Consider the following 12,334-nt stretch of genomic DNA (forward strand, 5'->3'; position numbering starts at 1 on the left):
GGGCAGTCCTCGGTGGCAAGCAAGGCAGCTGAGTGCGCGGCAGCGGTGGGAGATTGAGCAGAAGTTGCCCGCTAACCTCCCCGATGCCCAACTCATCGACTCCATTCAGCTGAGAGATCTACTAGAAGCCTTGCACCAGTGGTCTCAGGCCAAACTGCCAGCAGCAGAGCGGGTGCCGTTGAGCGATGCAGTGGAGGAGCACATCATCAGTCGTTTGCTGCACTCGCAGACCATGCTCAAGATTGAGAATGCTTGGGGCTTGCCTCTGTTCGCTCTGCTCAAAGCCTCCTATGCCCCTCAAGGACTCGAAGAACGGGTCTTTACCTCCGTTGAAGACACGGCTAACTACTTCCGCCTGATGAAAGAGTGGGCCAATCGTTCTCCTCACACCATGCGCATTATCGAAGAGTTAGATGTGCCTCTAGAGCGGCTCGAAGAAGCTATGAATGAGCTCGATATCTTGGTCCGTTCCTGGGCTAATCGTTATCATCAAGCAGGCAGCAAAGCCATGACTATCCAAATGGCTTTTGGTGAAAAATAAGCTTCATTTACAGCCTATTAGGCTATCGCTCGTTTCTGGCTCGTTATTGCAGCCCAACAGCCCAAGTTTTTGTCTACTTAATAATGAATTAGCCTTAAGAGTGCTAGCTCTTATGATTTCTATTAGCTAGTTCTAGTGCTAGCACGCTATCAACCTCTAATTTGAGATTAAAGCCAACTAGTTGCTTAGCAGTTGCTTATGTTCGCTCTGGCTGAGCCCAGTTTTTGTTGCCCAGATGAGTCCGAGAATCTCTAGATTTAGCGCGAGCATCAAGTTGGATGCCTTTAGTACACAACAGTCGAGGCAGCGTTCGCTAGTTAAGCAAAAAGCTTGGGAGATGGCGCAGTGTTGCAGGAAATCAAAATTACTGGTTACTGGTTATTGGCTCACAGTCTAAGCTGCGCCTTACTCAGTCAGCCGGTACTAGCGCAGACCAGCTTGAGCGTGCAGTTGGGCGCACTGGTTTCGCCGCCCTCCCTTCGCCTCGCCGCGCAGACTCCCTCTGCCAATACACTGCCCCCGCCCCTCCCAGCTCCCACTCGTCCCATTGAGCTGGAATTCCGACGACCGGAGCGTTCAACTGAGGCAGGGCAGTATTTAGTTTACGTTCCTGCTGCCAGTGGGGCCTTGCTCAGCCGAGTTCGCACTCTGGTTCCTGACGCCTTTGCCACGCAATTGGGGGGGCGCAGTGTGGTTCAAGCTGGGCGCTTTGCGCAGGAAAATAACGCCCGCAGTCTGGTGCAGGCACTCGCTCAGGCAGGCGTCTCTGCTCAAGTGATTCGCTTGGCCCAACTGGGGATCACAGCCGGATCTGCCCAAACTTCTGGCCAAATACCTGGCCAAATACCCGGTCAAGCACCTGAATCGCCATCTAGCAGTTCTGAAGCCCCCGAAGCAGCTTCTGGCTCAGCCACTCCAGGTGTTCCCCCTCTCGCTTCGGCCTCCGAAGCCAGCCGCATCTGCCCTCAAGGTTTAGTGATCAACGGCTCCCCGGGGCAAATGATCCAGGTCGTTGTCTTGCCCGCCGGTTCAGGGGAACCAATTGTGCGGCAATTCACGCTGGGGCCTCAATCCGCTCTGCGTTGCTAAGGTTTTATGCGTTCTGCTTTACAGCCCTTGCGCGCTCCGCGCCGATCAACGCCATCTAGGCGACGCCGAAGTCCATCCAGATCCCCTCACTCCCCAACAAGGAGAGAAGCCAGAAGTCTAGCGACGCCTGCGTCTCTCAGGCGGCCCCTCAAGAGATCCCTCAGTCCAGCCCGCTTGCTCGCGGCCCGCTTAATCGTGACCTGGGCAGTATTGATGCTGGCTGTCACGGTGCTGGTGCTGCGGCTGGTCCAGGTTCAGGGGTTCCAGGCTTCAGATCTACGTCGTCAAGCTCAAGCTCAACAAACGGCCAGCCTTCAAACCTTAACCCCCCGTCGTCCCATCGTGGATCGGCAGGGTCAAGTGCTGGCGATGGACGAATTAGTCTACACCCTCTACGCCCACCCACCACTGTTTCACGCTGCCCTCGCCCATTTAGCGAGTGTTTTAGCGCCCTTGTTGAACCGTTCTGAACTAGAGCTGAGCACTCAGTTGCAGCAACCGGAAACGACCTTAACCTTGGCCTCAACCCTCTCGGAAAGCCAAGCTAAACGCATCGCCGCGCTGCAACTGGCGGGGCTAGAACTGGTGCCGAAATGGCGGCGGCGCTACCCCAACGGCGAGGTAGCTGCCACAGCTCTGGGGTACGTGGACCTAGACCACCAAGCCCAAGCGGGTCTCGAACTCAGCCAAGCGGCCCTGTTGCAATTACCCGCCCCCCAGATCCAGGCGCGCCAAACCGGGCAGGGGCTATTGGAGAGCGCTAGCTTACCAGCCGGTTTTAGTCGGATTGACACCAGCCAACTGCAGCTCAGCCTGGATCTCAACTGGCAACGCCTCACTCAAAATTTGCTGCACCAGACCGTGACTCAATATGCGGCCAAGCGGGGCTGTGTCATCGTCATGGATCCGCTGACGGGCGAAATTCGGGTACTGGCCAGCGAACCCACCTACAACCCTAATCATTACTACGACGCAGCAGTTGAACAGTTCAAGACTTGGGCGGCTACCGACTTGTTCGAGCCCGGTTCTACCTTCAAGCCCATCAACCTGGCAATTGCGCTAGAAGCAGGGGCCATTCAGCCCAGCGATCAGGTAGAGGACAGTGGCCGAATGACCGTTGCAGGAGAGCCAATCGAGAATTTTGACTATGCCACAGCTGGAGCGGTTGGGCCTTCGAGCCTCACCGACGTTCTGCGCCGCTCTAGCAATGTCGGTATGGTGCGCATCATGCAACGTCTGAAGCCAGAGACTTATTATAGTTGGTTGCGCTGGATTGGTTTAGAGCAGCCGACCGGCGTTGACCTGCCCCTGGAAACAACCGGTCAATTGAAGCCTGCTGAGGAGTTTTTGAACTCAGGACTGGAACCAGCTGTCGCCGCGTTTGGCCAAGGCTTGGAGTTGTCTCCGCTCAAACTGATCCAGTTGGCAGCAGCAGTAGCGAATGGCGGTTGGCTCATACGCCCTCATTTAGTGACGGGTTTGCGTCGGGCCGATGGGCCAACTCATTGGCAGCCGGAGGAGCCACCAGCCCGACAAATCTTTTCACCCACTTCGACCCAGGCCGTTATGGCCATGATGAAAGCCGTGGTCGAGCAGGGAACTGGGCAGAGCGCTCGCTTGCCGGGTTATTCTTTGGCAGGCAAAACGGGAACCGCACAAAAGGCAACCGCGGACGGCCAATATGGGACAGCACCGATTGTCAGTTTTGTCGGGTTACTTCCCATTGAGGCACCGTGCCTTGCCATTTTGGTTGTAGTCGACGAACCGCAAGGCGATGATGCCTCCGGCTCTACGGTAGCAGCACCACTCGCTAAGGCTGTATTGGAGCAAATTCTAGCAGTGCAAGGAATTGCCCCCGCCCCGCCTTCTAACGCTGCTCCTACCCCTACTGCGCCTAAACCGACAGCAGCCTCTGCGCCTGAGGCAAGCCCTAATGCACCTAACTCTGATACAACTAGGGCTGATGAGATTAGCGCTGATGAAATTAGTGCCGATGAGACGGGCGCTGAAAGCCAGTTTTAAGTGCTTTGGCTTTTCAACTCTTAATAGTTCATCGTCCCATCGTCAATGATTGCCAACTACTGAGAGCATTTAGCCGATCTAACATCACGACACAAATATTCCAGCTAATTTCAAACCAAGTTAACGGCAGCGTTTCAAACTTGTTTCCAGTTTTGCTCCTCGTAAGAACTACAGAAATTTCTCCGAGCAGTGTTAGGAAAATCACTTAACAAGCTAGTGACGATCATTACTCATTTCTGGGAATTCTTATTTCTGCAGCGTGATTAGAAGAGCAAAATTTGACCTGTTCTCCTTTTAGAGCTATACCCAGCTTCATAGGTTACACAGCTAGAGCTAAGACCACTGCTCGGCTTATTGCAATTTGCCCCATTCCGAAAGTGCCGCTGCAAATGTGTCTCTCCTTGTGTCGTTCCTGTTGATTTAGAACTTCCAATGCCAAGTCCTCAACGATTGAATCACAGCAGAGCAATTGCACTGCGGTTTGGAAGACCAGCCCATGCATGATGCCAACCAATCTCCCTTTGAGCCTTTGTCAGATCAAGTGCGACCAGACCAAAAGCAACCAGACCAAAAGCTACAGGACCATTGGCAAGCAGCCCTCAACCAAGCTCAAGAACGGGAAGCCAAACTGCGCTGGCAACTAGAGCAGAGTGAGCAGCGCCGCAAGCAAGCGATGTCCCGAGAATGGGCATTGCGAGCACTATCTTTGCTCTCGCAGGATTGGCAAATTGCGTTTCTAGTGGCGATGGCAGCACTAGAGGTCTATCCCAGCATTGAGGCCCAAAACAGCCTGCGGCGTATTCTCGCGGGTCCCCGTTTGCGTGCCCAGCTCAGTGGTCATGCCAATCAGGTTTGGCAGGGGGCTTGGAGTCCTGATGGTCAACTGATCCTGACGGTTAGCAACGATCACACGGCCCGACTTTGGCATGGTGTGACTGGGGAGGCGCTTGCCGTTCTTACTGGTCATGAGGGTGCAGTCTGGCAAGGAGCTTGGAGCCCTGACGCTCAGCAAATCCTGACCGTGAGCGATGATCACACGGCCCGGCTGTGGGATCGTAGTGGTCGGCTTTACCGTTGTCTGGAGCAGCATCGAGGCCCGGTAAACTGCGGGATCTGGAGCCCCGATGGCCAAGGGTTAGCAACAGCCAGCAGCGATCGCTGCATCCGACTCTGGGACTCCCAGGGCCAGGAGACCATGACCTTAACCGGGCATCAAGCGGCAATCTGGCACTTAGCTTGGCAACCGGGTCGTCAGCGGCTAGTGAGTGTCAGCTCCGATCACACAGCTCGGCTGTGGGATCTTCAGCAGGGCCAGCTCACGGTTTTAGTTGCCCATGAAGCTGCGGTTAATTATGCAGAGTGGAGCGCCGATGGGCGACGGCTGCTCACGGTTGGCGAGGACTGCACGGTTCGCCTCTGGTCTGAGGCTGGGGAGGAGCGAGCCGTTCTACAAGGCCACTCCGATCTGGTTTCCCATGCCACTTGGAGCAGTGATGGCTCAACGATTTTGACCGCAGAGGCCGATGGCACCGTCTGCCTCTGGGAAGCAGATGGTAGCCTGCGAACCACGATTCAGGCTCACCAAGGTGCCGTTAATCAAGCCATTTGGAGTCCCGATAGCAGCCATTTTCTGACGGTCAGCAACGACCACACAGCTCGCCTCTGGGACGAGACCGGCCAAGCCTTAGCAGAACTGCACGGCCATCACGATTGGGTCAACCGAGGTGCCTGGAGCCCAGCCGGGGACCGCTGTCTAACCTTGAGCAATGATGGCAATGTGCGTTTGTGGGAGGCCGCCTTCCAGGAAGTGGCGCTGCTCGATCAGCACCGGGGACCAGTTTGGACAGGCAATTGGAGCCCCGATGGCAGCCTGCTCTTGACCACCAGTGACGATCGAACCGCTCAGATTTGGGCTAGTTCAGAGCAGACTTATGACCTAATTCAAGTTTTGAGCGAGCATACAGGTCCTATTTGGAACGGCAGTTGGAGCCCGGACAGCAGTCGGCTCCTCACTGTTAGTGATGATGGTACAGCTTGCCTGTGGGACCGCACTGGTCAGTTGCAACTGCGTCTGGTCGGCCATCAGGGACCTATCTGGAACGGGGCATGGAGCCCAAACGGCCAGCAGATCCTCACGGTCAGCGCTGATCAGACCGCACGGCTATGGGAGACCCGACAAGGCCAAGAACTCTGCCAATTGCAAGGCCATCAAGCCTCGGTCTGGCACGGAGCCTGGAGTCCCGATGGTGCACAAATCCTGACCAGCAGCTTGGACAACACGGCTCGTCTCTGGCATCTGCACAACCCAGCACAGGCAGCGACCCAACTGCATGGCCACCAAGGTTCGGTCTGGCATGGAGCTTGGAGCCCGGATAGTAGGCGAGTTTTGACTGTCAGTTTTGATGGCACCGCTCGACTTTGGGACCGCACTGGCACCGCCCTGAGTACCTTACAAGGTCATCAGAATTCTGTCCTACATGGAGCCTGGAGCCCCGATGGCAGCGCGATTTTGACCGTGAGCGCTGACCACACGGCCCGGATCTGGGATGCTGAGGGCAATTTAGTCACCTGTTTGCAAGGACACCAGGATGTCGTGCGCTACGGCGCTTGGAGCCCTGATAGCCAACAGGTTGTCACGGTGAGCGACGACCATACAGCCCGGATCTGGCGCCGCGAGGGACAGGAGCTAGCCCAGCTCCAGGGACATCAGAGCGCTGTGGTTCACGCCAGCTGGAGCCCTGATGGTCAGCTAGTCCTGACGACCAGTTCTGACCAGACAGCACGCTTGTGGTACGCAACGGTTGAGGGCTTGTGGCAGCTGGCCCGTCCCTACCGGATTCGCTCGCTCACCACCCAGGAGTGCCAACAGTTTCTGGGCTTATCGCAGCAAGAGTACCAGCAGTTGATTTGCAGTTAGTTTGGTTAATTTAGTGATTCAGTAGTTGCTCAGCAGTTGCTCACTAGTCACTGAGCAGCTGACCAGAAGCCCAGTTTGATGCAGAGTGATTAGGCCAGCTGAAGAAAGGCCCGGATGGCCATCACTCATGATCGTTTAACATTTATGAACTGGGCCGATGGTTCTAATGAGGACAACATGGACAACCCAAGAGCCGATGCAACCGTTAGGGATCCTGGTGCAGCAACCCAAATGCACTGGGCCTGTGCACTCTCCAAACGTGCATCCCTTGAGGCGGCTGTTGCCGAAGTTGCTGACCAGGCCCAACAAGACTTAGGCCCCTTTCCCCCGCACTTAGGGCTATTCTTCGTCTCCAACACGTTTAGCAGCGACTATCCTCGCCTGCTGCCTCTGCTGCAAGAGCGCTTCCCCGACACTCTGTTGCTTGGTTGCTCTGGTTCTGGAGTTTTGGGTGCAGGTCACGAAATCGAGGGTGAACCGGCGCTCTCCCTCACCCTCGCCCATCTGCCTGAAGTCAACCTAACGCCTTTTTATCTGAGCGGTGAAACCCTGCCTGACCTCGACTCGCCACCGGAGCGTTGGGTTGAGCTAGTGGGGGTGCCTCCCCGTGACCAGCCTCATTTCATCCTGCTAGCCTCTCCTAGTTCAGCGGTGACTGACCTCCTGCAGGGGCTCGATTTCGCTTATCCCAGTGCCGTTAAGGTCGGCGGCTTAGCCAGCGGCGGTCGTGCCCTCGAAAGTTATGGGCTGTTCTATAACCGGCTAGAGCACACCGGCATTCTAGGCTTGGCCTTGACCGGCAATATTGCTGTTGAGTCTGTGGTCGCTCAGGGCTGTCGTCCGATTGGTGAGACGCTTCAAATCACCGAAGTTGAGCGCAACAACATCATTGTCAAACTCGATAGTCGCTCTCCCTTGGAAGTGTTGCAGGAGACGGTAGCATCTCTCAGCGAGGCAGACCGGCAATTGGCCCAGCAAGCGCTGTTCGTTGGTGTGGCCACAGACCCCTTCAAGCTGAAGCTGGAGCATGGCGATTTTTTGATTCGTAACCTGATGGGGGTGGACCCGCGATCTGGAGCTTTGGCGATAGCCGATCGGGTTCGCCCTGGTCAGCGCATTCAGTTTCACCTGCGCGACGCCCGAACTTCAGCGGAAGATCTTGAGTTAGTGCTCAACCGCTTTTTGCGGAGTCGCTCTGACCGGGAGCCGGTAGGCGCTCTGATGTTCTCTTGCGTCGGTCGGGGCGCTGAGCTCTACGACGAAGTTGACTTCGATTCGAACCTGTTCAGCCGTCATTTCCAGGATGTGCCGCTTGGTGGCTTTTTCTGTAACGGCGAAATCGGTCCAGTAGGAGGCACCACGTTCTTACATGGCTTTACCTCTGTCTTCGGTATCTTCAGCCCAGCGGCGCCTGAGCCAGACGAGCCAACGACTCACCTGTGACGCGGCAGATGCGCCACTCATTCATGATCTGCGCGCCACAGCGCTGGTAGAAGCCGATTGCAGGCTCATTCCAATCCAGCACCGACCATTCCAGGCGACCGCAGCCTCGCTCTACGGCCAGCTGTGCCAGGTGGGTCAGCAGCGCTTTGCCAAGCCCTAAGCCTCGATACTCCGGCTCAACAAATAGGTCTTCGAGGTAAATGCCGGGTGCGGTCAAAAAGGTGGAATAGTTGTGAAAAAACAAGGCGAAGCCAACGCTTTTGCCTTCTACTTCCGCCAGGATCACTTCAATATAAGCTCGGGCTCCAAACAGGTGTTCATGCAACTGCGTCAGGCTGCCGGTGACTTCATGAGACAGTTTTTCATAGGCCGCTAATGCCTTGATTAAGTGAAAGATAGTCTCGGTATCATCGGGCGTTGCGGGACGAAGCGTGTAAGTAGCGGACATAGCACCAGACATAATGGCAAGCACTGAGCAAACAGTTTCCTCATCATGCCTGCTCCATCGTGATCTGAATAGTCTGAGTAATCTGAATCGAACGGCTGCTCGCCGCTTCAACCCACAATCAAAAAGCCCTGCAAGAAAAAGCCCTGCAAGTCTGAATCACTTGCAGGAGCCTAAAGGGAGAGGAACAGGAGCTGATCGGCAATCAGTAGTGATTACCCACTTTGCGGTGGTGCGTAGCCGTTAAACCCTCGGGGTGCGAGACCTTGCCCGACTCCACCACGGCGTAGACAATCCAATGGTCGGCTGTCTCCATTCGGCTTTGCACCTGGCACTCCAAATAGGCCAGGGCTTCGGCCAGGATCGGGCTACCATTGGCGGCCTCATAGGTTTTTACGCCAGCAAAGCGGTCTTCTCCGGGTGCAAATCGACGCAGGAAGTGACGCATGAGCGGCAAATAGTTGCCTTCTTCGAGCACGTTAAGCACGAAGCGGTCGTTAACCTGCATCAGCGACTCAATAGCACGGTCCTTAGCCACAGCAATACTGACACCCAGAGGCTCAAAACTGGCTTGAGACACCCAGGAGGCAATCATGGCACTGCTGACCCCAGCCCGACGAGCCGTGATCAAGTAAAGCCCACCGGCTAAACGGCCCACGGCCTTGTCTAGGTCATGGCTCAGGGACTTTGACTGTTGGATCAGCTTATCGCGGCTGAGTACTTGAGCCAGGTCAGTCCCGGCTTCTTCCAACACTTGCAACGTGGCGTTGGAGGGCTCGGTTTCAATGCGAATTGGCTCAAATGCCTGGATAAAGCCAGCATCTTTGAGTTGGTTGGCAATCAAGGTAATGGATTCGTCCTGGCCACCGCAGGATTCGAACAGGCCCGCCAGTTGCTTTTTATTGCCTGCCGCCAGAATGCTGCCGAGCGCTTGATAAGCCAGGTTGGGTCCCTCGCCCATAGCAGGCGGGGTACTCAACACAAAACCCGCTACCCGGCTGAGCACCGCCTGAATCTCATGGTCATCAGTGGAGCCTAGATTGATCATCTCAGTAGCCACACCGGCCTTGCTGATCCCGTGGGCAATCGCCTGAGCTAAGGACGCACTGTGCCCGTAGTCTGCAATGTAGAAGACTGCAACTGTAGTCGTGGCCTGATCTTGCTTCTGGCTCCAATCGCGATAGCGCCGAGTTACCTCGACCACGTTGTTGCGGATCAGGGGGCCGTGTCCCGTGGCCAACATACTGATACTGAGCGGCTCCATACGCTTGAGCGCAGTCAGAACCGAACGGGCGTTGGGTCCCATCAAGCAGTCGTAGTAGTAGCGCAGGTCAGTTTCAAACTCGGCCAAGTCATCATCTGCCAGACGCTCACTGCAATAGTGGGCACCAAAAGCATCACAGGTGTAGAGAATTTCGCTGGCTGGGTCGTAGGTAAAGATCGTGTCTGGCCAGTGCAAATTGGGGGCCATGATGAACTCTAGACAATGGCCATTGCCCAAATCTAATTTGTCACCGCCCTTCACGACCTGTAGTTTGAAGGGTCGGTGGATCATGTTTTCCAGAAATTGCCCCGCAATTTTGGAGCAAACCACTGTAGCATTCGGTGCTAATTCTAATAGCGTGCCGATCAAGCCACTGTGGTCCGGCTCAGTGTGGCTAGCAATAATGTAGTCAATTTGAGCCGGGTCGATTTGTTCGTGGAGCGAAGCCAAAAAAGGCTCCCGAAACTTCTCGTGGGAGGTATCAATTAAGGCAACTTTTTCGCCCTTAATTAAAAAGGCATTGTATGTGGTGCCATGTTCTAGGGCGTACTCAATATCAAACCGTTCGCGGTCCCAATCCTGGGAGCGGAACGCTGTGGTTGCGACACCAATTTCTGCAACCTGAACCGTTTTGAGGCTCTTTTTATCAGTCAGCATCACCATGATGTTGCATCCTCTCCAGCTCGGGGTTAGTAGTGGCTACCAGATTTGCGATGGTGAACCGCAGTTCGGCCCTTTTCATCAAAAACTTTGCCGGTATCGGCTGTGCAATAAAGCAGCCAGTGATCGCCGCACTCCATCATCTGAGTCACGGTGCATTCGAGATAGGACAACGAATCTTTTAAGATCGGTGCGCCGTTTGTTGCCTCTTGGGTTTCAATCTCTGCAAAGCGGTCTTCGCCAGGGCCAAAGGGCTTGAGGAAATGCTTCATCAAGCCAATGTGGTTGCCATCGGCCAAGGCATTGAGCACGAAGCGGTCACCGGGATACATCAGAGAGCCGACTGCCCGCTCTTTGGCCACGGCAATAGTCAAACCGGGGGGGCTAAAGCTCGCCTGCACCACCCAGGAGGCCAACATGGCACTGCGCACGCCATCGCGATTGGCAGTTACCACATAGAGGCCATTGGAAATGCGGCCCACTGCCTGCTCGGTATCGGTTGCGGGCTTCCGGCCTTGCTTGGCTTTGCGAGTCTTGCGTAGCGCTTGGCCAAAGTCAGTACCAATTTCTTCGCAGGTCTTGAGAACAACCTCGGTCGGTTTGAACTTCACGCGCAAGGGCGGAAAGCCAAAGGAGAAACCAGCGTCCTGAAGCTTGCTCTCCAACAGATCAATCGCCTCACCGCTCCAGCCAAAGGAGCCAAACACGCCTGCCAGTTGGCTCTTCTGAGCTGTGGCCAGAACAATGCCCAGGGCCGTCTGTACAGGGGTGGGAGCATGACCGCCCAGGGTTGGGGAGCCAATAATAAAGCCTGCCGAACGCGCAATGGCTTCGCGAATTTCTTCCGAGTCAGCAAACTCGCAGTTGATCATCTCTACGGCAGCGCCGGTGCGCGTGATGCCTTGAGCAATCGCTTGAGCCAGGGTGGCAGTGCTGCCATAGGCCGAGGCGTAGAGCAAGGCCACGCTGGTGGTACGGCTGTTTTGCTCGTTCAGCCAGCCTCGGTAACGATTGGTCAGCTCATGCAGGTTGTAGCGGCTCAGAGGGCCATGCCCGGTGGCGTAAGTCGTGGCTTCTAAGGGAGTAATGCGATCCAAGATTTGCGTGACTCGCTTGGCATGCGGCGCCATCAAGCAGTCAAAGTAATAACGCAAATCGACCTCGAAGCTGGTCATGCCTTCATCGAAGACCTGATCTGTGCACAGGTGTGCGCCAAAGAACTTGTCGGTGTAGAGGATGCGTGTGCGCGGATCAAAGGTCATCAGACCATCGGGCCAGCGAGGGGTGGGAGCCGGGATAAATTTCAGCTTGTGGCCTTCACCTAAATCCAGAACTTCATCACCACGTACCGCTTGAATCTCAGGCAGTTGGGGCAACTCCCGCAACAGCTCACGCAGAGATTGTTCGGCTGGTCCTGAGCAGAGAATTTTTACTTGAGGGGCCAGGGCCAACAAGGCTTCTAGAGTACGGGCGCGGTTTGGGTTGACATGTCCCAAAATCAGGTAGCGCAGCTGGGCCAGGTCTATCCGCTCCTGCAGGGCTTCGAGAAACAGGGCTGTGAAGGTCTCGCCAGGGGGATCAAACAGGGTCAGGCTGCCATCAGCGCTGCGAATCAGATAGGAATTGGCGGTGGTGCCGTGTTGCAGGGCGTACTCAATCTCAAACTTGATGCGCTTCAAGCTGCGACAGCGCAACACGGTTGTGTCAATACCAATCGGTAAAACCTGGACGTTACGCTGCTGTGGCTGAGCGATCAGTGAAACCATCAGTCTTGCCTCAGTTCCAAAGATTTATCAAGAAGGTTTGTTGAGAACTGTTACCTTCTTTGCTTTCAACTTAGTCCTTTTTTGTTCAGCAGTCCAATTAGAAAATGCGATGGCTGAGTTTAGAAAGATTGCGAGAGATTAGTTGTCAAAACCAGAGGACTGGAGTAGAAAGGGGCTAGCCAATCTC

Annotated in this window: 7 protein-coding genes and 1 pseudogene; 5 read left to right on the forward strand and 3 right to left on the reverse strand. The window is 55.4% G+C overall.

Features of this window, described 5'->3' with window-relative positions; all coding sequences use genetic code 11:
- The 5 genes and pseudogenes from hetR to H6F94_RS09335 all read left to right on the forward strand — a co-directional run.
- Window positions 1-541, forward strand: a pseudogene (gene hetR / locus H6F94_RS09315) (heterocyst differentiation control protein); the annotation flags it as partial.
- Between the two features lie 345 nt (window positions 542-886).
- Window positions 887-1,630 (forward strand): hypothetical protein, encoded by a 744-nt coding sequence (locus H6F94_RS09320; protein WP_190801969.1) that lies wholly within the window; start codon window positions 887-889, stop codon window positions 1,628-1,630.
- A 195-nt stretch (window positions 1,631-1,825) separates the two neighbouring features.
- The gene (locus H6F94_RS09325; protein WP_190801970.1) at window positions 1,826-3,652 is read left to right on the forward strand and encodes a peptidoglycan D,D-transpeptidase FtsI family protein; all 1,827 of its coding nucleotides are present in this window, start codon (window positions 1,826-1,828) and stop codon (window positions 3,650-3,652) included.
- Window positions 3,653-4,148: 496 nt separating this feature from the next.
- Window positions 4,149-6,569, forward strand: a complete 2,421-nt coding sequence (locus H6F94_RS09330) for a WD40 repeat domain-containing protein (RefSeq protein ID WP_190801971.1) — start codon at window positions 4,149-4,151, stop codon at window positions 6,567-6,569.
- A 114-nt stretch (window positions 6,570-6,683) separates the two neighbouring features.
- Window positions 6,684-8,012, forward strand: coding sequence for an FIST signal transduction protein (locus H6F94_RS09335; protein ID WP_313949254.1), 1,329 nt, complete (start codon window positions 6,684-6,686; stop codon window positions 8,010-8,012).
- Here the strand turns inward: H6F94_RS09335 and H6F94_RS09340 are convergent.
- The 3 genes from H6F94_RS09340 to H6F94_RS09350 all read right to left on the reverse strand — a co-directional run bounded on the left by H6F94_RS09340 (window position 7,966) and on the right by H6F94_RS09350 (window position 12,147).
- Window positions 7,966-8,460: a GNAT family N-acetyltransferase gene (locus H6F94_RS09340; protein WP_190801972.1), complete on the reverse strand. Its 495-nt coding sequence runs from the start codon at window positions 8,458-8,460 to the stop codon at window positions 7,966-7,968. The two genes, H6F94_RS09335 and H6F94_RS09340, sit on opposite strands and share 47 nt — an antisense overlap.
- Window positions 8,461-8,662: 202 nt before the next feature.
- Complete coding sequence (locus tag H6F94_RS09345) at window positions 8,663-10,384, reverse strand: diflavin flavoprotein (protein WP_190801973.1); 1,722 nt, start codon at window positions 10,382-10,384, stop codon at window positions 8,663-8,665.
- A 26-nt stretch (window positions 10,385-10,410) separates the two neighbouring features.
- Window positions 10,411-12,147 (reverse strand): diflavin flavoprotein, encoded by a 1,737-nt coding sequence (locus H6F94_RS09350; protein ID WP_199320317.1) that lies wholly within the window; start codon window positions 12,145-12,147, stop codon window positions 10,411-10,413.
- Window positions 12,148-12,334: the final 187 nt, after the last annotated feature.

This window comes from Leptolyngbya sp. FACHB-261 (genome assembly GCF_014696065.1).
In the GTDB taxonomy this organism is placed as follows: Bacteria; Cyanobacteriota; Cyanobacteriia; order FACHB-261; family FACHB-261; genus FACHB-261.

What these genes read in the sequence shown, in the direction of transcription:
- H6F94_RS09340 (WP_190801972.1), bottom strand. Translation starts at nt 8,460, where the DNA reads ATGTCCGCTACTTACACGCTTCGTCCCGCAACGCCCGATGATACCGAG.
- H6F94_RS09330 (WP_190801971.1), top strand. Translation starts at nt 4,149, where the DNA reads ATGCATGATGCCAACCAATCTCCCTTTGAGCCTTTGTCAGATCAAGTG.
- H6F94_RS09345 (WP_190801973.1), bottom strand. Translation starts at nt 10,384, where the DNA reads ATGGTGATGCTGACTGATAAAAAGAGCCTCAAAACGGTTCAGGTTGCA.
- H6F94_RS09350 (WP_199320317.1), bottom strand. Translation starts at nt 12,147, where the DNA reads ATGGTTTCACTGATCGCTCAGCCACAGCAGCGTAACGTCCAGGTTTTA.
- H6F94_RS09335 (WP_313949254.1), top strand. Translation starts at nt 6,684, where the DNA reads ATGGCCATCACTCATGATCGTTTAACATTTATGAACTGGGCCGATGGT.